The 21,452-nt window shown below is 67.4% G+C and carries 23 protein-coding genes; 17 read left to right on the top strand and 6 right to left on the bottom strand.

Annotated elements, in window-relative coordinates:
* The first annotated feature begins 69 nt into the window (after positions 1-69).
* The 3 genes from ASE16_RS09990 (at position 70) to ASE16_RS09980 (ending at position 2,253) form a co-directional block, all read left to right on the top strand.
* On the top strand, positions 70-693 hold the full coding sequence (locus tag ASE16_RS09990; protein ID WP_055894233.1) for a dihydrofolate reductase family protein: 624 nt from the start codon (positions 70-72) through the stop codon (positions 691-693).
* 70 nt (positions 694-763) lie between these two features.
* Complete coding sequence (locus tag ASE16_RS09985) at positions 764-1,345, top strand: cyclodeaminase/cyclohydrolase family protein (protein WP_082581338.1); 582 nt, start codon at positions 764-766, stop codon at positions 1,343-1,345.
* Complete coding sequence (locus ASE16_RS09980; protein WP_055894228.1) at positions 1,342-2,253, top strand: bifunctional methylenetetrahydrofolate dehydrogenase/methenyltetrahydrofolate cyclohydrolase; 912 nt, start codon at positions 1,342-1,344, stop codon at positions 2,251-2,253. The genes ASE16_RS09985 and ASE16_RS09980 overlap by 4 nt, the downstream gene beginning before the upstream one ends.
* Before the next feature lie 54 nt (positions 2,254-2,307).
* Here ASE16_RS09980 and ASE16_RS09975 read toward each other — a convergent pair whose 3' ends face one another.
* On the bottom strand, positions 2,308-3,054 hold the full coding sequence (locus ASE16_RS09975) for a hypothetical protein (protein WP_055894226.1): 747 nt from the start codon (positions 3,052-3,054) through the stop codon (positions 2,308-2,310).
* 111 nt (positions 3,055-3,165) lie between these two features.
* Here ASE16_RS09975 and ASE16_RS09970 point away from each other — a divergent pair, with 111 nt between their 5' ends.
* The 3 genes from ASE16_RS09970 (at position 3,166) to ASE16_RS09960 (ending at position 6,358) form a co-directional block, all read left to right on the top strand.
* A complete protein-coding gene (locus ASE16_RS09970; protein WP_055894224.1) occupies positions 3,166-3,543 on the top strand; it encodes a hypothetical protein in 378 nt (125 codons plus the stop codon).
* 245 nt (positions 3,544-3,788) lie between these two features.
* Positions 3,789-5,726 carry a threonine--tRNA ligase gene (gene thrS / locus ASE16_RS09965; RefSeq protein WP_414843030.1) on the top strand — a complete coding sequence of 646 codons (1,938 nt, stop codon included), beginning with the start codon at positions 3,789-3,791 and terminating at the stop codon, positions 5,724-5,726.
* Positions 5,714-6,358 (top strand): HIT family protein, encoded by a 645-nt coding sequence (locus ASE16_RS09960; protein WP_055894219.1) that lies wholly within the window; start codon positions 5,714-5,716, stop codon positions 6,356-6,358. Before thrS ends, ASE16_RS09960 begins: the two co-directional genes overlap by 13 nt.
* A gap of 84 nt (positions 6,359-6,442) precedes the next feature.
* Here ASE16_RS09960 and pdxY read toward each other — a convergent pair whose 3' ends face one another.
* The 5 genes from pdxY to ASE16_RS09935 all read right to left on the bottom strand — a co-directional run bounded on the left by pdxY (position 6,443) and on the right by ASE16_RS09935 (position 10,774).
* Positions 6,443-7,294, bottom strand: coding sequence for a pyridoxal kinase PdxY (gene pdxY / locus ASE16_RS09955; RefSeq protein WP_055894217.1), 852 nt, complete (start codon positions 7,292-7,294; stop codon positions 6,443-6,445).
* A 50-nt stretch (positions 7,295-7,344) separates the two neighbouring features.
* Positions 7,345-7,716, bottom strand: coding sequence for a hypothetical protein (locus ASE16_RS09950; RefSeq protein ID WP_055894216.1), 372 nt, complete (start codon positions 7,714-7,716; stop codon positions 7,345-7,347).
* Between the two features lie 4 nt (positions 7,717-7,720).
* The gene (locus tag ASE16_RS09945) at positions 7,721-8,959 is read right to left on the bottom strand and encodes a hypothetical protein (protein WP_235500443.1); all 1,239 of its coding nucleotides are present in this window, start codon (positions 8,957-8,959) and stop codon (positions 7,721-7,723) included.
* Positions 8,956-9,312 (bottom strand): hypothetical protein, encoded by a 357-nt coding sequence (locus ASE16_RS09940; protein ID WP_055894215.1) that lies wholly within the window; start codon positions 9,310-9,312, stop codon positions 8,956-8,958. Before ASE16_RS09940 ends, ASE16_RS09945 begins: the two co-directional genes overlap by 4 nt.
* 133 nt (positions 9,313-9,445) lie before the next feature.
* The gene (locus ASE16_RS09935) at positions 9,446-10,774 is read right to left on the bottom strand and encodes an aminotransferase class I/II-fold pyridoxal phosphate-dependent enzyme (protein WP_055894213.1); all 1,329 of its coding nucleotides are present in this window, start codon (positions 10,772-10,774) and stop codon (positions 9,446-9,448) included.
* An 87-nt stretch (positions 10,775-10,861) separates the two neighbouring features.
* On the opposite strand from ASE16_RS09935, the gene pdxS reads away from it, so the two are divergent.
* The 11 genes from pdxS to ASE16_RS09880 all read left to right on the top strand — a co-directional run bounded on the left by pdxS (position 10,862) and on the right by ASE16_RS09880 (position 21,452).
* Positions 10,862-11,764 (top strand): pyridoxal 5'-phosphate synthase lyase subunit PdxS, encoded by a 903-nt coding sequence (gene pdxS / locus ASE16_RS09930; protein ID WP_055894211.1) that lies wholly within the window; start codon positions 10,862-10,864, stop codon positions 11,762-11,764.
* Positions 11,754-12,347 carry a pyridoxal 5'-phosphate synthase glutaminase subunit PdxT gene (pdxT, locus tag ASE16_RS09925; RefSeq protein ID WP_055894208.1) on the top strand — a complete coding sequence of 198 codons (594 nt, stop codon included), beginning with the start codon at positions 11,754-11,756 and terminating at the stop codon, positions 12,345-12,347. The genes pdxS and pdxT overlap by 11 nt, the downstream gene beginning before the upstream one ends.
* 55 nt (positions 12,348-12,402) lie before the next feature.
* The gene (locus ASE16_RS09920; protein WP_055894205.1) at positions 12,403-13,164 is read left to right on the top strand and encodes a YebC/PmpR family DNA-binding transcriptional regulator; all 762 of its coding nucleotides are present in this window, start codon (positions 12,403-12,405) and stop codon (positions 13,162-13,164) included.
* A 15-nt stretch (positions 13,165-13,179) separates the two neighbouring features.
* The gene (gene ruvC / locus ASE16_RS09915; protein ID WP_200949608.1) at positions 13,180-13,773 is read left to right on the top strand and encodes a crossover junction endodeoxyribonuclease RuvC; all 594 of its coding nucleotides are present in this window, start codon (positions 13,180-13,182) and stop codon (positions 13,771-13,773) included.
* Positions 13,770-14,429: a Holliday junction branch migration protein RuvA gene (gene ruvA / locus ASE16_RS09910; protein ID WP_055894199.1), complete on the top strand. Its 660-nt coding sequence runs from the start codon at positions 13,770-13,772 to the stop codon at positions 14,427-14,429. Before ruvC ends, ruvA begins: the two co-directional genes overlap by 4 nt.
* Complete coding sequence (ruvB, locus tag ASE16_RS09905; RefSeq protein ID WP_055894197.1) at positions 14,426-15,466, top strand: Holliday junction branch migration DNA helicase RuvB; 1,041 nt, start codon at positions 14,426-14,428, stop codon at positions 15,464-15,466. Before ruvA ends, ruvB begins: the two co-directional genes overlap by 4 nt.
* Positions 15,467-15,523: 57 nt before the next feature.
* Positions 15,524-15,931: a preprotein translocase subunit YajC gene (gene yajC / locus ASE16_RS09900; RefSeq protein ID WP_055894195.1), complete on the top strand. Its 408-nt coding sequence runs from the start codon at positions 15,524-15,526 to the stop codon at positions 15,929-15,931.
* A gap of 68 nt (positions 15,932-15,999) precedes the next feature.
* On the top strand, positions 16,000-17,748 hold the full coding sequence (gene secD / locus ASE16_RS09895; protein ID WP_055894193.1) for a protein translocase subunit SecD: 1,749 nt from the start codon (positions 16,000-16,002) through the stop codon (positions 17,746-17,748).
* The gene (gene secF, locus ASE16_RS09890) at positions 17,748-18,767 is read left to right on the top strand and encodes a protein translocase subunit SecF (protein WP_055894191.1); all 1,020 of its coding nucleotides are present in this window, start codon (positions 17,748-17,750) and stop codon (positions 18,765-18,767) included. The genes secD and secF overlap by 1 nt, the downstream gene beginning before the upstream one ends.
* Positions 18,768-18,776: 9 nt before the next feature.
* Entirely contained in the window at positions 18,777-19,130 is a 354-nt protein-coding gene (locus tag ASE16_RS09885) for a rhodanese-like domain-containing protein (RefSeq protein WP_082581336.1), read from the top strand.
* 69 nt (positions 19,131-19,199) lie between these two features.
* Positions 19,200-21,452, top strand: a complete 2,253-nt coding sequence (locus tag ASE16_RS09880; protein ID WP_055894187.1) for a RelA/SpoT family protein — start codon at positions 19,200-19,202, stop codon at positions 21,450-21,452.

Genomic DNA, 21,452 nt, shown 5'->3' with positions numbered 1-21,452 from the left:
TGTCGGAGAACTCCGGATCGACCTACCATCGAACCGATTGCTAACGACGACGGGTGAGGAAGTCACATCATGAGCACGGTGAACAGCGACCTCGCGGTCACGGCGGACGGCTACGCGACGGGGCTGAATCAGACGGAGGAGAAACCGTTCGGCGACCTCGACGAGAACTGGCTGCACGGCTGGATGTTCCAGGACGACGGCGAGAACCAGTCGGAGGTCGCGGCGATCTCCGACGCCGGCGCCTTCATCATGGGCCGCAATATGTTCGGTCCGATTCGAGGGGGATGGGATCGTGAGTGGCGTGGCTGGTGGGGGCCGAATCCGCCGTTCCACGGCCCGGTGTTCGTGCTCACCCACCACGCTCACGAGCCCATCGAGATGGAGGGCGGGACGACGTTCCACTTCGTCACCGACGGCATCCACTCGGCCATGGAGGCGGCGCGCGCTGTGGCGGGCGCCAGGGACATCGAGGTCATCGGAGGCCCGAGCACGGTCAACGCCTACCTGACCGCAGGGCTCATCGACGAGTTGCGACTCCATGTGACTCCGTACATCGCCGGCGCTGGGGTGCGTGTGTTCGACGGCGTGCCTCCCCAGCAGCTGGAGCTGACGTCGCTGCGACAGGCGTCTCGTGTGACGCCCCTGACCTACCGGCCGCTCGGCCCTCAGGTGGGTGCGACACCGGCCGGCTGAGGACGAACGATTCCCGTGGGGAACCCACGTCGAGGCCGAACCGTGCTGTCGGCGTGGATAGGCTTGGTGGGTGCAACAGAGTTTGTGGGAGCTCCCCGCGTCGGAGCTGCTGTCGAGGACGGCATCGTCCGAACCGACGCCGGGTGGCGGCTCGATCGCTGCCATGACGGGGGCGCTCGGGGTCGGCCTCGTGCAGATGGCTGTCGCGGTGACGGCCGACCCGGAGCTGGAGTCTCTGAGTGAGCGACTCGGTGCTCTGCAGGAGCGTATCGTCCCCGGCGCGGATGCGGACGTGACGGACTTCGAGCGCCTCATGTCCGCCTATCGCCTGCCTCGCTCGGACGACGCAGATCGTGAGCAGCGCCGAGGAGTGATCGAGGCGGCGACCGTCGCAGCGACGGAGCGTCCGCTCTCGCTTGTCGCGGCCCTCATCGACGCACTCGACGCCTCGCGCGAGGCTGAATCCGCGGTGAAGCCAGGAATCGTGAGCGACGTGATCGCGGGCCGCGACGTCATCGGCGGCGCCGCATGGGCCGCCATCCGTACCGTCGATGTCAACCTCGCCCAGCTCGACCGCATGCACTCCCACCGCGCACCGGCTCTGCTGGCGACGCGCACGGAGCTCGCCCATCGTCTACAGGAGGCCTCATGACCGCAACCGTGCTCGATCCGTCCCCCGTGGCTGCGTCCTTCCGGGACGAGGTCCGTGAGGACGTGGAACGGCTCCGTGCTGAAGGTCGCACGCTCCGCGTCGTCGGTCTCCTCGGCCAGGACGACGGCCCGGCCGCAACGTATGCGCGCTTCGCACGTCGGGGTTTCGACGATGTCGGCATCGAATTCGACCTCCGCCACGTCACGCCGGACGAGGCCGAGGCGGCCGTCGCGGCCGCGAACGTCGACGCGGACGTGGACGGCATCTTCCTCTACTACCCGCTCGCCGGCCGCGACGACCGATGGCTCCGCGAACTGGTCGATCCCCGCAAAGACATCGAGGGGATGCACTCCTTCTGGAGCCGCCTTCTCTACGAGAACGAGCGGTTCGTCGACTCCGGCCGCACTCTGCGGGCGATCCTGCCGTGCACGCCCCTGGCCATTCTGAAGCTGTTGAACCGTGCCGGGATGCGCGGCACCAGCGGGAACGCCCCGCTCGAGGGCGTCACGGCGTGCGTGATCAACCGCAGCGAGGTGGTCGGACGCCCGCTCGCGGCCATGCTGGCCAATGACGGCGCGCGCGTCCACTCGCTCGACATCTCGGGAGCCGTGACCTACGAGCCTGCCATCGGCCGGCACACCCACGAGGTGCGGTCGTCGGGAATCGACCGTGCGGCAGCGCTGGCCGACGCCGACGTCGTCATCTCGGCCGTGCCATCCCGTGACTTCGAACTCATCCGAGGCGACGAGATCCGTGCGGGCGCGATCTGCGTCGACGTCGCGGAGTTCACCAACTTCGCTGAGTCGGCCAAGGAGCGTGCGGGCGTCTTCGTCCCACGCGTCGGGCCTCTCACGGTCGCGATGGCGGCGCGGAACCTGATCCGGCTGGCTCACATCACGCAGAAATGACGCGAACGCCGCGACGTTCCGCGTGAGCGGATCGTCCAGCGAGGATGCATCCTCCTACGGCTTCGCGCCATTGTGGAACGATCCGTGCAGCGTCGTGTCCGCGAACGCGGTCCCGTCGATGACGCTGCGCACTGCCGCCAGCGTGGTTTCGTCAGCGGGATCGACCGTCACCGTGAGCGACCCGTATTCCACCCGCATCGTGTAGGGGATCGACGCCTCCACGGAGGTCACCCCGGAAGTCGAGGCGATGCGCTGCAGGCCGTCGGCCACCCCGGTGGACGTCTCCAGCGGGATCGACTGGTCGAACGTCCGGTTGTAGTGGACGACGCTGGCAACGTGTCCGGGGCCGGCGGGCACCGTCATGGACAGGCTGACACCCGTCCAGGCGAGGTGCTTCGCCATCGTCGACGGCACGGCCCCTGCCTGCTGCGGCGTCGCCTCCGGCGACACGGTCACAGTGACGTCCGTCGAGAAGTGGTTCTCCACGAGCTGGCAGTAGGAGCGTTCGGGGTCGGGGTATGTGCTCTGAGCGTTGGACCTACTCTCGCCGACAGTGTCCACTGCGGGCAACGCGCGCACGGCGGCGAGCGCTTTCCGGATCTGCGTGGCGACGTTCGGGTCCAGGGTCGGAGCGGGAGCCGGAGACGGGTCGGGGTCCGCGCCCGGAGGAAGGCACGTTCGCGGTGAGGGTGTCGCATCCCCGGTCGTGCTGCCCGCCGCCAGATCGTGCAGGGCACTGCACCCGGAGAGCAGCGCCCCTGTCAGCAGGAGCGCGACCGCGGCGGCTCCACGTCGATGCATGTGTTCGACGCTACCTCCCGTGGGTGCCAGGAGGCATCCTCCTGGGGGATGAGGGGGGGCGTCGGTGCTGGCCATTCCGCACGGAAGCTGCCCGGGGGTAGAGTTCCCGGCGTGACGGACAACACACAAGGGCAGGCGGAGACGCCGATCGCATATACAGCACTCACCACGGGCACGGCGGTTCTGGATGCCGACGGCGCCGAGATCGGCACCGTCGAGCACGTGCTCCAGGACAGCACGATCGACCTCTTCGACGGCATCGCCGTCACGACGGCCAACGGGCTGCGATTCGTCGACGCGGGCGTCGTCGGCCGGATCACCACGGCCGCCGTGCACACGACGCTGACGGCCGCGCAGGCGGAAGCGCTCCCCGAACCGGAGGGCACGGAGGTGTTCGATGCCGACCCCGAAGAGTTCGGCGGCAACGGACTCAGCGCGTGGTTCGGCCGGATGTTCATGCGCGAGCACTGGATGCGCCGCAACGACTGACCGCGCCGGCTCACGCTCACGAGATGCCAGAAACTGCGTCGATCCTTCCTGATCTCGACACGGTTTCTGGCATCTCGTCGTTTCCGGGGGCGCAGCCTGTGGAGGGGGCTGTGCGCACCTCCGTCGCGCGCGAAGGCGCCCTTCCCGCGCGCACTAAGGTTGAAGGGTTCCGATTAACACGATCCCAAGGAGTGGAAAAGGTGGCTGACGGCTTCGAGCTCTTCACCGACCGTTCCGTTGTCGCGATGCGCGTCAACGGCGAACTGAAAGATCTCGCAACGCAGGTCACGACCACGGACACCGTCGAATCGGTGACCATCGACTCTCCGGACGGGCTGAACATTCTCCGGCACTCGACAGCGCACGTGCTCGCGCAGGCCGTCCAGGCGATCAACCCTGAGGCCAAGCTCGGCATCGGGCCGCCCATCACCGACGGGTTCTACTACGACTTCGACGTCGCAGAGTCCTTCACCCCGGAGGATCTGAAGGCGCTCGACAAAGAGATGTCACGCATCGTGCGTGCGGGCCAGCGCTTCGTGCGCAGGGTCGTCACCGACGACGAGGCGCGTGCAGAGCTCGCGAACGAGCCGTACAAGCTGGAGCTCATCGGGCTCAAGGGCGGCGTCGTGCACGGCGACACCACCGCATTCGACGAGAGCGAGTCCGTCGAGGTCGGCGGCTCGGAGCTCACGATCTACGACAACGTCGATCCGAAGACGGGGGAGACGGTCTGGAAGGACCTCTGCCGCGGCCCGCACCTGCCGAACACGAGGATGATCGGCAACGGCTGGTCGCTCACCCGCGTCGCCGCCGCGTACTGGCGCGGCAACGAGAGGAACAAGCAGCTGCAGCGCGTCTACGGAACGGCCTGGCCGACCAAGGACGAGCTGCGCGCGTACCAGACCCGCATGGAGGAGGCCGCCAAGCGCGATCACCGCAAGCTGGGCTCTGAGCTCGACCTGTTCAGCTTCCCGGAGGAGATCGGCTCCGGTCTCGCGGTGTTCCACCCCAAGGGCGGGATCATCCGGAACGAGATCGAGAACTACATGCGCGAGCGCCTCATCGCGAACGACTACGAGCTCGTCAACACCCCGCACATCACCAAGGGCCGCCTCTACGAGATCAGCCAGCACCTCAACTGGTACAAAGACGGCATGTTCCCGGCCATGCACCTGGACGAAGAGGTGGATGCGGAGGGTCACGTCACCCGCCAGGGCCAGGACTACTACCTGAAGCCCATGAACTGCCCGATGCACAACCTGATCTACCGGGCGCGCGGACGCAGCTACCGGGAGCTCCCGTTGCGGCTGGCGGAGTTCGGCACGGTGTATCGCTACGAGAAGAGCGGAACGCTCTCCGGCCTGACCCGTGTGCGCGGCCTGACTCAGGACGACGCCCACATCTACGTCACCGATGAGCAGATCAAGGACGAGGTCGCGCGCCAGCTCGAGTTCGTGCTGGAGACGCTGCGCGGCTACGGCCTCACCGACTTCTACCTGGAGCTGTCCACCAAGGACCCCGACAAGTACGTGGGTTCGGACCAGAGCTGGGAGCAGGCGACGGAGACGCTGCGACAGGTCGCCGTCGAATCCGGTCTGGAGCTCGTCGCCGACCCGGGAGGGGCCGCGTTCTACGGCCCGAAGATCTCGGTGCAGGCACGGGATGCGATCGGTCGCACCTGGCAGCTCTCCACGGTGCAGCTCGACTTCAACCAGCCGGAGCTGTTCGAGCTGGAGTACACCGCGGCGGACGGCACCCGCAAGCAGCCCGCGATGATCCACCGCGCTCTGCTCGGGTCGATCGAGCGGTTCTTCGCGATCCTGCTGGAGCACTACGCCGGGGCGTTCCCCGTGTGGCTGTCTCCTGTGCAGGTCGTCGGCATCCCGGTCGCTGACCAGTTCGGCCCGTTCCTGGACGACGTCGTCTCGCGTCTCAAGGCGCGCGGCGTGCGCGCAGAGGTCGACCACTCGGACGACCGGATGCAGAAGAAGATTCGCACCCACACCAAGGCCAAGGTGCCGTTCCAGCTCATCGTCGGCGAGGAGGACGCGTCGGCCGGCACGGTCAGCTTCCGCTTCCGCGACGGCACACAGCGCAACGGGGTCACCGTGGACGAGGCGATCGACCGCATCGTGTCCGCGATCGAGAAGCACGAGCAGGTCGACACCGCATGGCTCGACTGAGCCTCGACGACTACGCCGAGAGCGCCGACCGCGCCGGAAGCGCCGACCGCGCGACCGGGGCGGCCGGTGCAACCGGCGCCGAGGAGGGCGGGGTCCGCATCGACGACCCCGGCTATCTCGTCGGCGTGCCGGACGAGTTCCAGCGCCTGTGGACGCCGCACCGGATGGTCTACATCCAGCACGGTCAGCAGCCGGGCGAAGACGACTGCCCGTTCTGCGTCGCGCCGAGCATGAGCGACGAGGATGCGCTGATCGTCGCGCGCGGGAAGCACGCGTACGCGCTGCTCAACCTGTTCCCGTACAACAGTGGACACCTGCTGGTCTGCCCGTACCGCCACATCGCCCAGTACGACGAGGCGACGCCGGAAGAGGTCGCCGAGATCGGCAGCCTCACCCAGACGGCGATGCGGGTTATCCGCGAGGTGTCGAAGAACGACGGCTTCAACCTCGGGATGAACCAGGGCGCCATCGCCGGAGCGGGGATCGCGGCGCACCTGCACCAGCACATCGTGCCGCGCTGGGCTCAGGATGCGAACTTCCTGCCGATCATCGCCAAGACGAAGGCGCTCCCGCAGCTCCTCGGCGAGGTGCGCGCGGCCATCGCCGACGCGTGGCCGAAGGACGACGCCTGACCGGACCGCTGCGAAGCCCCGCTACGCACAGCGCCCGCACCGGAGACGATGCGGGCGCTGCCGCGTTCAGCGGAGGTAGCGCGTTCAGCGCACCTGGCGAACGGCGAACTGTTCGCGCGGGTTCGCGTAGAACTCCTGCGACTCCACGAGCTGCAGCTCGCGCTCGCCCGACTCCAGGGTGCGGGCCAGCAGGTCGTACACGCTCGACACGGTCTTACGCAGGGCGGACTCCGCGCTGCGGTCGCGGAGGTAGTGCGCGGTGAACAGTGCGGCGGTCACGTCGCCTGACCCGTTCGCCTTCATCGGCAGTCGCGGGGTCTGCACGATCCACGCGCCTGTGCCGTCGACGGCGAGCATCTCGATGGTCTCCTCCGGTCGGTCTGGACGCTCCACGCTGGTCACGAGCACGGTGTCTGGGCCCATGCCGCGCGCCGCATCCACCGACTCGAGCGTGGATTCGAGGGTGTCGGGGGAGGTGCCGGTGAGGTAGCCGAGCTCGAACTGGTTCGGTGTGATGATGTCGGCGACCGGTACGACGCGGTCGCGCAGCAGGTCGGGGATGGCCGGGGCCACGAAGCATCCGGACGTCGCGTTCCCCATCACAGGGTCGCAGGCGTAGACCGCATCCGGGTTGGCGGCCTTGACCCTGGCGACAGCGTCGATGATCACGTCGCCGATGCCCTCGCCGCCCTGGTAGCCGGACAGCACGGCGTCGATCTGCCCGAGCACGCCGCGCTCCTCGATGCCGGTGATGACCTCGCGCACGTCCTCCGGAGCGATCAGCGGTCCGCGCCAGGCGCCGTATCCGGTGTGGTTCGAGAAGTTCACCGTGTAGACGGGGAGCACCTCGACCCCGATGCGCTGGAGCGGGAAGACGGCTGCGGAGTTGCCGACGTGGCCGTACGCCACCGCGGACTGGATGGAGAGGATCTTCATCCCTCGATCCTCTCAGATCGCAGAACCTGCTCGCGCCGAGCGACGTCGACTCACGTGATGCTGTTCACTCCGCCTGTGAAGTCGAGATCCGTGGTGATGCGATTGAGACCGATCTCGACCTTCTCGGCGACCAGTCCGGCGAGCACGGTGTTGCTGATGTCTGCGCCGGCCAGGTCGAGCTGCAATTCGAGGGTGCTGGCTTCCGTTGCGACCCAGCGGGTGGAACGAGTGACGGCGTTGTCTCCATGAACGATCAGCGGGAGCAGCGCGTTCAGAAGCTGGACCGCGGCCTGGTGCACGAGTTCGTCGATGTAGCTCTGGGCGTTATGAGCAATGTCGTGGTCGCCGCTCGCGATCCCTTCGATCACGTCCGCGAGGCTGAGGTGCGTCCGGGCAGTGCGGTTCGATCCGTCGTTGCTCATGGGGCTACTTCGCGTTCGCGCTGGACTGACGGTAGACGGATGCCCATTGTTCGTCTTGTGCGGTGGCGTTGTGGATGGCGGTGTTGATTCCGTCGAAGAGTTTCTGGACAGTGTCGAGGTGGTCGTCGATGCGCCGGTTGACGGTGTCGACGGCGTCTTCGTCGATGTTGTCGTGCACGCGAAGGCGGTGCGTGGTGACGCAGTTCTCGATGTCGGCTTCGGTGATGTAAGGCAGGTCTAGGGCGGCGCGTTTGGCGTTGTCGAGGTCGTGTTGCATCTGCGGGATCAGGCCACTGTTGAGCTGTTTGAGCTGTGTCAGGTGCTCGGCCGATTTCAGGATCGTGGAGGCGAGCGCGGCCGAGGCGATGGTGTCGACGGCGACCAGGATCGCGGACACGGAGCTCCCGACCGACGCGCCGACGACCGGGTCGTGGAGCACAGTCAGGAGCTGGGAGAGGGCGGCGGCGGGGACGGGGCGGACGCTGGCGGGGAACCCGCTGAGCAGGTTCTCGGTGATCTCGTAGGTGGATCGGCCGTCGCCGGTGGTGGTGATCGCGCCGTCTGCGTCGAACGGGAACCCCGTTTCGAGGTTGTGGTAGGAGAGGGGGTCTTTCCCTGGCTCGCCTGTGACGTAGATGGCGGCGCCTGTCCCGTTGCCGTGGAAGTTGGCGATCGGGTCCCATTCGTTCACGAAGTTGCGCCACGTCGTGGTGCCGGCGTCGAGCTGGTCGCGTCGCCATTGCTGGGCGCGCGGGGTCATCGCGTTCCATGGGTCGGGTGCGTTGAACGTCGTCGACGTCCACTCGAGTTCGCCCGCGACGTAGAGGGCGAGGTAGCCGCCCAGGGAATGGCCGACGGTTGAGAACGTCACGTCGGGGTTCTCCCTCAGCACGTCCGCTCGCACCTTCTCGGCGTAGGCGAGAGCCTGACCGGCCTGCGTCGCGCTGGCGGTCTCCCGCCCGAGCACGATCTGCGCATCAGCGCTGATGTCGGCATGGTGGCCTGGATTCGTCCCCGCGAACGACACGTGCACCTGCGAATAATCCGGCAGGCCGTCCACCAGCGGCGCCACCGCCATGCCTTGAAAACCCGTCACCGGATCGCTGGCGGGGTCGGAGATCACCACATACCGCGGATTCTCCTGGGGAAATTGTGTTCCTTTTGCTTCGGGAGGGTCCTGCCACAGCGGGTCGACTCGATACGCCATTCTTGCGATGTCCGCGAAGTCGCTGTCGCTCGTCATGGCAGCATCTCAGAGGTGCCGTCACTGTAGGTCACGGCCACGAGGCCCGGCGTCACATCCTCGGCGATCGTGGGCAAACCGTCCCCGCTTGAGAGCGAGGTCCCGAGGATGCCGTTGTAGTCGCGTCCTCCGACGGAGATGACAGCCCGAGCCGCCCAGTCGCCCGCGCCGCCTACGCTGCCCGCGCTCGTGAATGTGATCGACTCCAACTCGGGATTGGGGTAGTTCTCCACGAGTTTCACCGCGACTTTCCGCTGGTTCGCCAAATTCGCCTGCATCTGTTCTTCCTTGTCTGCCCCGGACACCGAGCAGCCGCTCACCCCGGCACTGATGCCGCCGATGATCGCCGTCATGGCGATCAACCTTGTGAAGCCGAATGTTGCATGCTCTGTCACCGGCAAAACATTACTGGTTAACAACAAACATTACAACGGCGTAAGGTGGTCGCTGGAGCGCAGGTGACGGGATGTTCGGTGGTCCCAGGAGTCACGCTCTCTGGCTGGAACGCGAATCCGCCGCGTCGGCCAGGTCGTCGATCAGCCGTGCGGTCTCATCCTCCGTGAGGTCGTGCACCGTCAGCCGCAGGTGGTGCGACGGCGCTGCACGCTCGGTCAGCAGGAACTCGTCGCCTGTGCGGGCGAGCCAGCCGCGCCGCATCAGTCGCTCGGCCACTACCTTCGCCTCGATCGGCGACTCCACCCAGACATTGAGGCCGTCTGCCGCGGAGGCATGCAGCCCGTGCTCCCTGAGTCGCGCAGCGAAAGCCGCGTTGCGCTCGGCGTAGTGGCGGCCTGCGTCGGCGATCTCGCCCAGTACTGTCTCGTCGGTGAGCTGGGAGAGCACGAGGCGTTGCAGCAGGTGGCTCACCCACGTCGTGCCTGGGCTGAGCCGGAGGGCGAGACGGTCGGCGGTCTCCTGATCCGTCGCCGCGATGGCGAGGCACATGTCGGGTCCGAGGAACTTCGACACCGAGCGCACCAGCGCGAAGCGGCGGTGTTCGGGGCCGATGAGGGTCTCGTACGGGAGCTGGGAGAGCATCGAGAAGTGGTCGTCCTCGATGACCAGCACGTATGGATGAGCGGTCAGCAGGGCGCGCAGTGCTGCGGCTCTGCGAGGCGTGAGGGTCGAGCCTGTCGGGTTCTGGGCGCGCGGCGTGCAGATGATCGCGCGGACGCCGGCGTCGAGCGCCGCCTGCAGTCCGGCGACGGTCATTCCTTCCTCGTCGACCGGCACGGGGACGGCGCGATAGCCGCCGAGCCGCACCGTGTGGATGCTCGCCAGGAAGCACGGGTCTTCGAGCGCGACGGCGTCGTCGCGGAGGAGCGCCTGTGCGAGCAGGCGCTCGACGGCATCGACGGCGCCGCTGGTGACGGTGATGCGCAGGTCGACGCCTGGGAGGTCCGTGCCAGCCCAGGAGATGGCCAGGCTTTCGAGCGCGGGGTCGATCACCGGCTCGCCGTAGAGCACGGGCCGGCCTGCAGCGCGCGCCAGCGCCCTGCTCGGGTCGGGGATGCGCCTGGGATCGGGGTTGCCCGTGCCGATGTCGCGAAGGACGGTGTCTGCCGCATAGCCCTCCTGCGCGACGGCCTCGTGGCCGGCGACCACCGTTCCCGCCCTTCCGCGGGCGACGACCACGCCCGCCTGCGCGAGCAGCCGGTACGCGGCGACTGCCGTGTTGCGGTTGACGCCCAGCAGAGCGGCGAGTTCGCGGACGGGCGGGAGCGCATCGCCCGTCCGCAGTTCGCCGCGCTCGTGCAGGGTGCGCACGCTGTCTGCGATCTCTGCGGCGGTCGTCCCTGTGATGATCTGATCCATGTCGCTCCCGAGTTTAGCGAGCGTCAGGCCGAGTGCTATCGTTTGGCATAGGTCAAAGATTACTTAGTTCCAGACGAGAGGACCACGATGGCTGACACGGAACAGAACGCCGCCACCGGATCGAACAGGGTCAAGCGGGGCCTGGCAGAAATGCTGAAGGGCGGCGTCATCATGGACGTCGTCACGCCCGAGCAGGCGCGCATCGCCGAGGATGCGGGAGCCGTCGCCGTCATGGCGCTGGAGCGCGTCCCCGCCGACATCCGCGCGCAGGGCGGCGTCGCCAGGATGAGCGACCCCGACCTGATCGAGGCCATCATCGCCGAGGTCTCCATCCCTGTCATGGCGAAGGCCCGCATCGGTCACTTCGTCGAGGCGCAGGTGCTGCAGGCGCTCGACGTCGACTACATCGACGAGTCGGAGGTGCTGTCGCCGGCGGACTACGTCAACCACATCGACAAGTGGGGCTTCACCGTCCCCTTCGTCTGCGGAGCGACCAACCTGGGTGAGGCGCTGCGCCGCATCAACGAGGGCGCTGCGATGATTCGCTCGAAGGGCGAGGCGGGAACAGGCGACGTCTCCGAGGCGACCAAGCACATCCGCAAGATCAAGTCCGAGATCGCAGCGCTCAGCGCGATGAGCAAGGACGAGCTGTACGTCGCGGCCAAGGAGCTGCAGGCGCCGTACGACCTCGTTGTCGAGATCGCCGAGACCGGCACACTGCCGGTCGTCCTGTTCACCGCTGGTGGCGTTGCCACCCCCGCGGACGCCGCGATGATGATGCAGCTCGGTGCGGACGGCGTGTTCGTCGGCTCCGGCATCTTCAAGTCCGGCAACCCGGAGCAGCGCGCCGCCGCGATCGTCAAGGCCACCACGTTCTACGACGACCCCGCTGTGATCGCCGAGGTCTCCCGTGGACTCGGCGAGGCCATGGTCGGCATCAACGTCTCCGACCTCGCAGCTCCGCACCGCCTCGCCGAGCGTGGCTGGTAGCACGCCGGTCGGCGTCCTGGCCCTGCAGGGAGACTTCCGCGAGCACATCGCGGTCCTGCGCGGACTGGGCGCCGACGCCGTGCCCGTCCGTCGGCCCTCCGAACTGGCGGAAGTCGGCGGTCTGGTGATCCCCGGCGGGGAGTCGAGCGTGATGGACAAGCTGTCCCGCACCTTCGGCCTCGCTGAGCCGCTGAAGCAGGCGATCGCCGACGGCCTGCCGGTCTACGGCACCTGCGCCGGCCTCATCATGCTGGCCGACAGGGTGCTCGACGGCATCCGCGGTCAGCAGAGCCTCGGCGGACTCGACGTCTCCGTGCGCCGCAACGCGTTCGGCTCGCAGCTCGACTCGTTCGAGACAGACCTCGACGTTCCCGCCGTCGGAGGGGAGCCGATGCACGCCGTGTTCATCCGTGCGCCCATCGTGGAGAGCGTCGGATCACGGGCGACGCCGCTCGCGCAGCTCGCGGACGGGCGGGTCGTTGCCGTCGAACAGGGCAACCTGATCGGCACGTCGTTCCACCCGGAGATCACGGGGGACAGCCGATTCCACGAGTACTTCCTTGGCAAGGTGCGCGCGGCCTGAGCGTGTGCACGTCCTACAATGGTCAGGATCTTTAGACGTAACTGAGGGAGCACCAGTGTCCGGGCATTCCAAGTGGGCAACGACCAAGCACAAGAAGGCGGTCATCGACCAGCGCCGCGCCAAGTCGTTCGCCAAGCTGATCAAGAACATCGAGGTCGCGGCCAAGATGGGCGGCGCCGACCTCTCCGGCAACCCGACGCTGGTCGACGCCATCCAGAAGGCGAAGAAGACTTCGGTCCCGAACGACAACATCGACCGCGCCGTCAAGCGCGGCGCAGGACTCACCGGCGAGTCCATCGACTACGCGACGATCATGTACGAGGGCTACGGCCCCAACGGCATCGCCCTCCTCATCGAGTGCCTGACCGACAACAAGAACCGCGCTGCCGCCGAGGTGCGCACGGCGATGACCCGCAACGGCGGCACCATGGCCGACCCAGGCAGCGTCGCATACAACTTCCACCGGAAGGGCGTCATCGTCGTCCCGCACGCCGATGGCCTCACCGAGGATGACGTTCTCACGGCCGTGCTCGACGCCGGTGCGGAAGACGTCACCGACCGCGGAGAGTCGTTCGAGGTGCAGACAGAGGCGACCGACATGGTCGCCGCCCGCACGGCGCTCCAGGAGGCCGGCATCGACTACGACTCGGCCGACGTCGAGTTCGTGGCGAGCCTCAACATCGAGGCGGACGCCGAGACGGCGCGCAAGGTGTTCCGGTTGATCGACGCTCTCGAGGACTCGGACGATGTACAGAACGTCTACACCAACCTCGACCTCACTCCCGAGGTCCAGGCCGAGCTCGGCGAAGACGAGTAGCGCCAGGCCATGTCGGTGCGCGTACTCGGCATCGACCCCGGCCTGACGCGCTGTGGCGTCGGGATCGTGGATGTACGGCCGGACCGCACCGCGACCCTCGTCGAGGTCGTCGTCATCCGGACGCCCGCGACCATGCCGCTCGAACAGCGGCTGCTCGCCGTCGGCGACGGAATCGAACGTCTCCTGGATGCGCACCAGCCGTCCGCGGTCGCGATCGAGCGGGTCTTCGCGCAGCAGAACCTGCACACCGTGATGGGCGTCGCCCAGGTGAGCGGCGTCGCGCTGCACGCAGCGGCCAAGCGCGGCCTGGCCGTCGCGTTGCACACGCCGTCCGAGGTGAAGGCCGCCGTCACGGGCTACGGCTCGGCCGACAAGCGGCAGGTGCAGACGATGGTCGCGCGCATCCTGGGCCTGGCGGAGGTGCCGAAGCCGGCAGACGCCGCTGACGCGCTCGCCATCGCGATCTGCCACGCCTGGCGCGGGGCTCCCGCCACCCCCGCGACAGCCGGGGATGCTGGGACAGGCTCGCTCACTCCCGCGCAGGCCGCGTGGCGCGCCGCCGAGCGCTCCAGCCGCACGTCGGTTGTGCGCCCTAGGCTGGCCAAGTGATTTCCTCCCTCCGCGGCACGGTACTCCAGGCGGCAGGCGGTTCAGCCGTGATCGAGGTCGGCGGTGTCGGGTTCTCCGTGCAGCTGACCGCCGACCACGTGCTGTCCCTGCGTGTCGGCGACGAAGCGTTCGTCTACACCTCTCTCATCGTCCGCGAGGACGCCCTGCAGCTCTTCGGCTTCTCCGACGTGGAGCAGCTCCAGGTGTTCGAGCTGCTCACCGGCGTCTCCGGGGTCGGCCCCAAGTCCGCCATCGGCGTGCTGTCGGTGCTCTCGCCGGATCAGATCGCCGAGGCGGTCTCCGCCGACGACGACGCGCCGTTCCGCAAGGTCTCCGGCATCGGCCCGAAGACGGCCAAGCTCATCGTGGTGCAGCTCGCAGGCAAGCTCGCCGTGACGCACAGGGCGCCGGCGGCCGTCCGGAAGCCGGGCGCTCCGTCCTCCATCGGCGACAGCGTGCTCGTGGCCCTCGTCGGGCTGGGCTGGCCGGAGAAGGTCGCAGCCGAGGCTGTCGCCGAGGTCGTCGCCGACACGGACGAGAAGCTGCGTGACAGCGTCCAGACGCTGCTGCGGCTCACGCTCGCGCGGCTCGGCCCCGCCGCCCATACAGGAGCGGCGCAGAGCGGGTCGGCGCAGAGCGGGCGGGTCGGCTCATGAGCGACGAGGATCTGACCGCCCCCGAGCTGGAGTCGGAGTCCGAGCTTGCCTTCGAGGGCGCCCTGCGTCCACGCTCGCTCGCCGAGTTCGTCGGCCAGGCGAAGGTGCGCGGGCAGCTCCAACTGCTGCTGACGGCCGCCAAGATGCAGGATCGCACGGCGGACCACATCCTGCTGGCCGGTCCTCCCGGGCTCGGCAAGACCACGCTCGCGATGATCGTCGCCCACGAGAGCGAGCGACCACTGCGCCTGTCGAGCGGTCCGGCCATCCAGCACGCCGGCGACCTCGCCGCTCTCCTGTCGTCGCTGACGCCGGGGGAGGTGCTCTTCATCGACGAGATCCACAGGATGGCGCGGTCGGCAGAGGAGATGCTGTACCTCGCGATGGAGGACTTCCGCATCGACATCATGGTCGGCAAAGGAGCGGGCGCCACGTCCATCCCGCTCGACCTCGCGCCGTTCACGCTGGTGGGCGCCACGACACGGTCCGGCCTCCTGCCCAATCCGCTGCGCGACCGCTTCGGCTTCACGGCGCATCTGGAGTTCTACGATGAGGCTGAGCTCACCCAGGTGCTCACCCGCGCTGCCGTCATGCTCGACTTCGCGGTCGACAAGGAGGCACTCGCCGAGATCGCGGGACGCTGCAGGGGCACTCCCCGTATCGCCAACCGACTGCTGCGCCGGGTGCGGGACTACGCGCTCGTGCACGGCCGCGAGGCCGACGTCGAGTCCGTGCGGGCCGCACTCGACCTCTACGACGTGGATGCGCTGGGACTCGACCGGCTAGACCGCGCTGTGCTGCGCGCCATCCTCGAGCGTTTCGACGGCGGGCCGGTCGGACTGAACACGCTGGCCGTGTCCGTCGGCGAGGAGGCGGAGACCATCGAGTCGGTCGTCGAACCCTTCCTGGTCCGCATCGGACTGCTCTCCCGTACCCCCAGAGGGCGGGTCGCGACCCCCGCAGCGTGGCGCCACTTCGGACTCTCCAGCCCGCAGCTAGGAGTCTCACAGCAACCATCACTGATAGATGACATATAATTCAATCTGGCCTCTCGGCCATTCCCACAAACCCCACCGGAAGGTTTGGCAGATTTCATGCCCATTGACCCGTTAACCATTGTGATGGTCGTCATCCTGGCGGCCCTCATCTTCTTCATGTTCCGCAACAGCCGCAAGCGCCAGAAGGAGCAGGCTGAGACGCGCTCGAAGATGGTCCCTGGCGCGGAGGTCATGACGAACTTCGGCCTGTACGGCACGCTGCTCTCCGTCAACGAAGACGACAACACGGCTCTCGTGGAGACCAGCCCTGGCACCATCCTGAAGGTGCACCGCCAGGTGCTCGCCCGCGTCGTCGAGCCGACGGTCGCAGAGCCGATCTCCGCCGAGATCTCCTCGACCGAGCCGCAGATCAACGAAGACCACGCCATCCCTCTGTCCGAGCCCGAGTTCGGTGAGCGCGTCGACGACGCCTCGAAGAAGCCAGGCTCGAAGAGCGACGACTGATCCGTTAATCCCTTTGTGCGACGGCGCCGTGCCGGCGTCGTCGCGCGCGTAGAAAGCTGAGTTCCTAGGTGGCAAAGTCGACCCCGGTCAAAAAAGCCTGGCGTTCGTTGAGTTGGCTTGGCGCCATCGTGGTGGTGCTCCTCGGAGTGCTCACGGCCGGCGTCATCTGGGGAAATGCCACCTGGCTGCCCAAGCTCGCCCTCGACCTGGAGGGCGGCACGCAGATCATCCTCGCGCCGCAGGTCGAGAACGGTCAGACCGTTCAACAGCAGCAGCTCGACCAGGCTGTCTCGATCATCCGTCAGCGCATCGACGCCTCCGGCGTCTCCGAGGCGCAGATCTCCACCGAGGGATCGCGGAACATCGTGGTCTCGCTGCCCGGCACGCCTGACCAGGCGACGCTCGACCGCGTCAAGGCCAGCGCACGCCTCGACTTCCGCGCGGTGCTCGCCACGAGCGGCCCGACCAACGAGGTCGTCGGAGCGGACGGCAAGTCCACGCCGGCGCCGAGCCCCGCGCCCGGCCTGCAGTCGACGCCGTCCACCAAGCCGACCAACGGCAGCGACCTCGCGTGGGTGACCCCCGAACTGCAGGCGCAGTTCGACGCGTTCTCGTGTACCACCGCCAACCTGGAGAACGTCAACCAGGCGCCGACGGATAAGCCGCTGATCACTTGTGACGACGCCAAGACGGTCAAGTACCTCCTCGGCCCCGTCGAGGTCAAAGGTCAGGACATCAAGGACGCGAACAGCGGCCTCGCCCAGAGCTCGAGCGGTGTCAGCAACGGCCAGTGGGCCGTCAACATCATCTTCAACGATGCGGGCACCAAGTCGTTCGCGGATGTGACCACCCGCCTCAACGGCCTCACCGGCGCGCAGAACCAGTTCGCCATCGTCCTCGACGGCAAGGTCATCTCCGCACCGACCACGAACGCGGTCATCACGGACGGCCGCCCGCAGATCACGGGCAACTTCACCGAGGCCACCGCGAAGACGCTGGCCGACCAGCTCAAGTTCGGCGCCCTGCCGTTCAGCTTCAAGGTGCAGAGCCAGGACACGATCTCGGCCACCCTCGGATCGACCCAGCTGATGAGCGGTCTGATCGCCGGAGCGATCGGCCTCCTGCTCGTCGCCATCTACACGTTCTTCCAGTACCGCCTGCTCGGCTTCGTCACGATCATCTCGCTGGTCGTCGCCGCCGTGCTCACGCTGTTGACCATCTCGCTGCTGTCGTGGCACTACGACTACCGACTGTCGTTGGCAGGTGTGGCGGGTCTGATCGTCGCCATCGGATTCACAGCCGACTCGTTCATCGTCTACTTCGAACGAATACGCGACGAGCTGCGGGACGGCAGAGGCTTGGAGTCCGCCGTCGAGGCTGGCTGGACGCGCGCACGCCGCACCATCTATGCGTCGAAGGCCACCAACCTGCTGGCCGCCATCGTTCTTTACGTGCTCGCTGCTGCGAACGTTCGCGGCTTCGCGTTCACGCTCGGCCTCACGACCGTCATCGACGTGATCGTCGTGCTGCTGTTCACGCACCCGACACTGCAGCTGCTTGCCCGCACGAAGTTCTTCAGCACGGGTCACAAGGCCTCCGGCCTCGACCCGCAGGCGCTGGGGGCCGTTTACCGCGGTGCGGCCCAGTTCCGCAAGCCGACGGTCACCGTGAGCGCAGGCAAGGCCGCGTCCAGCGGCAAGGAGGCGGCTCGCCGCCAGACGATCGCAGAGCGCAAGGCCGCCGAGCTGGCAGGCGCTTCGGCTTCGTCATCGTCATCGACGTCCTCTGATCGCTCGACCGAGGGGAAGGACTCCTGATGGCCAGCCGTCTCACCAAGTTCGGAAACGACCTCTACACAGGCGCCCGCTCGTTCGACTTCGTCGGAAAGCGCAAGATCTGGTACTCGATCGCGGCCGTGATGGTCGTCATCGCCATCCTGATCCCCGTGGTCAAGGGCGGCTTCAACTTCAGCATCGAGTTCCGCGGCGGTTCGCAGTTCACGGTGACGAACGTCACGGACACCGACCAGGCGAAAGCTCAGGATGCGCTGACCAGCGTCGTCCCGAATGCCGTCGCCCACGTCAGCTCCGTCGGCAGCGACGCGGTGCGGGTGCAGACCGACCAGCTCTCCGAGGCGCAGACCAAGCAGGTCGCCGACGCTCTCGCGAAGGCGTACGACGTTCCGGTCACCGAGGTCGCCTCCACGTTCATCGGCCCGTCGTGGGGCGCTGACGTGACGCAACAGTCCATCCAGGGCCTTGTGGTGTTCCTGCTGCTCGCGTTCATCGCGATGGCGCTGTACTTCCGCACCTGGAAGATGTCGGCGTCCGCGATCATCTCGCTGTTCCACGACCTCATCATCACGGCGGGCATCTACGCGCTCGTCGGGTTCGAGATCTCGCCTGCGACGATGATCGGCTTCCTGACCATCCTCGGCTACTCGCTCTACGACACCGTCGTGGTGTTCGACAAGGTGCGAGAGAACACCAAGGAGGAGATGGAGCTCACCAGGCGCACGTTCGCCGAGTCGGTCAACCTCGCGGTCAACCAGACCCTCGTGCGCTCCATCAACACGGCCGTGGTCGCTGTGCTCCCTGTTGCGTCTATCCTCTTCATCGGTGCCTTCTGGCTCGGTGCGGACACGCTGCGCGACATCTCGCTCGCGCTGCTGATCGGCATCATCGTCGGCACGTACTCGACGATCTTCCTGGCAGCGCCGATGTACTCGCAGTTCCGCGAGGGCGAGGCGGCCGTGCGCAAGCACGACCAGAAGGTGCTCGCCATCCGTCCCAAGGCTGCGAAGCAGCCCGAAGCCGTGCCGGTCGCGGCGGAATAGCGGGGGAGCGTGAGCGGTTCTTATCTGTCGGAAGACGAGGTGAGCGCCGCGCGCGCGCACGAGCTCGTCGAGTCGGGTTCGGCCTGGCTGCTCGACGTCCGTGAGGCGCACGAGTGGGAGGCCGGGCACGCGCCCGCTGCTCACCACATCCCGCTGTACGAGATCGAGTCGCGCCAGCACGAACTGCCGGAGGATCAGCAGATCCTCGTGGTCTGCCTCTCAGGGGGTCGCTCGCGACTCGTGACGGACGCGTTGAACCGTGCCGACTATCCGACGGCCAACGTCGCCGGCGGGATGTTCGCCTGGCAGGCGAGCGGAGCGCCCGTCGTGCGCGACGACGGCTCGCCGGGGGCGGTCGCCTGACCGCCGGAATCGGCCCTGTGTCAGAGCAGGGCGCGATGACGGCGATAATGGACGACAGGAGGCGTGCACATGGTTGATACTTCGACACCACAGGCCGCTTCGCTGCGCCGACTCGTTCCGCGCATCTTCTCCCGCGCGCAGCCGGCCGGAGCCGTCGACACCCTGATCCGCACGGTGCGTCTGCACCACCCGAAGGCGGATCTCTCGCTGATCGAGCGCGCATACGCGGTCGCCGAGCGCGCCCACTCCGGCCAGAAGCGCCGGTCGGGGGAGCCGTACATCACGCATCCCGTGGCCGTCGCGCAGATTCTCGCCGACCTCGGCATCGGTGCGAAGACCATCGCCGCCGCGCTCCTGCACGACACGGTGGAGGACACCGAGTACACCCTCGACGAGCTGCGCGACGCCTTCGGCGATGAGATCGCCATGCTGGTGGACGGCGTCACCAAGCTCGACAAGGTCAAGTACGGAGACAGCGCCCAGGCGGAGACCGTGCGCAAGATGATCGTCGCGATGTCGAAGGACATCCGCGTGCTCATCATCAAGCTCGCCGACCGACTGCACAACGCGCGCACCTGGGGCTTCGTGCCGGCGGCCTCCGCCACGCGCAAGGCCACGGAGACGCTGGAGATCTACGCACCGCTCGCGCACCGCCTCGGCATCCAGACGATCAAATGGGAGCTCGAGGATCTGTCGTTCGCCGTGCTCTACCCCAAGCTGTACGCAGAGATCGAGAGCCTGGTGCGCCAGCGCACCCCGGAGCGCGAGCGCCTGGTGCAGCAGGTCATCGACGCGATCAACGACGACCTCAAGTCAGCGAAGATCCGCGGCAAGGTGGTCGGAAGGCCGAAGCAGTACTACTCGATCTACCAGAAGATGGTCGTGCGCGGCCGCGAATTCGACGAAATCTACGATCTCGTCGGCATCCGCATCCTGGTCAACTCCGTGCGCGACTGCTACGCCGTGCTTGGCCAGATCCACGCCAGGTGGACCCCGATGCCCGGACGGTTCAAGGACTACATCGCCACCCCCAAGTTCAATCTCTACCAGTCGCTGCACACCACGGTGGTCGGGCCGGAGGGGCGCCCCGTCGAGATCCAGATCCGCACGGAGGAGATGCACCAGCGCGCCGAGCTGGGTGTCGCAGCGCACTGGAAGTACAAGGAGCAGACCACAGGGAAGAGCGCCGGCGGTCCGGCGCGTTCCGACACCGACCTGGCCTGGCTGGCGCACATCTCGGACTGGCAGGCGGAGACCGCGGACCCGAGCGAGTTCCTCGACTCCCTGCGCTTCGAGATCGGGGCCAAGGAGGTCTACGTCTTCACGCCGAAGGGCCGGGTGATCGGCCTTCCCGCAGGCGCGACGCCCGTGGACTTCGCGTACGCCGTGCACACCGAGGTCGGCCACCGCACCATGGGCGCGAAGGTCAACGGACGCCTGGTGCCGCTGGAGAGCACCCTGACGACCGGTGACGTGGTCGAGGTCTTCACCTCGAAGAACCCCGACTCCGGCCCCAGCCAGGACTGGCTGAACTTCGTCAAGAGCCCGAGGGCGCGCAACAAGATCCGCCAGTGGTTCACCAAGGAGCGCCGCGACGAGGCGATCGAGCAGGGCAAGGACGCGATCGCGCGCGCGATGCGCAAGCAGAACCTGCCACTGCAGAAGCTGATGTCGCAGGACTCGCTGAGCGAAGTGGCGTCGCTGCTCAAATACGACGACGTCTCCGCGCTCTACGCGGCCGTCGGCGAGGGACACGTCTCCACCCAGTCGGTGATCGAGAAGATCGTCGCCTCGGTGCAGACGGAGGCGGAGTCCGACGCCGGCGACATCGACCTGCCCGTCAAGGGTCGTTCGCGGAAGCTCCGCGACAGTGATTCCGGCGTGCTCGTGCGTGGCGCGCCCGACATCCTGGTCAAGCTCGCGAAGTGCTGCACGCCGGTGCCGGGCGACCCCATCGTCGGGTTCATCACCAGGGGAGCCGGAGTCTCCGTGCACCAGTCGAACTGCCACAACGTGCAGTCGCTGATGCAGGAGCCGGACCGCATGATCGACGTGGAGTGGGCGCCGAGCTCGAAGAGCGTGTTCCTCGTTCAGATCCAGGTGGAGGCGCTCGACCGGTCCGGCCTGCTCTCCGATGTGACGCGCGTGCTGTCCGAGCATCATGTGAACATCCTTTCTGCCACCGTGACGACGTCGAGCAACCGCCTGGCACTCAGCAGGTTCGTTTTCGAGATGGGCGACACCACCCACCTCGACCGCGTGCTGAACGCTGTGCGGCGCATCGACGCCGTGTACGACGTGTATCGGGTCAGCGCCGGCTGA

Origin of the sequence: Leifsonia sp. Root227 (assembly GCF_001428745.1) — a bacterium.
Classification (GTDB): domain Bacteria; phylum Actinomycetota; class Actinomycetes; order Actinomycetales; family Microbacteriaceae; genus Leifsonia.
This window is presented reverse-complemented; position numbering and strand designations above follow the sequence as displayed.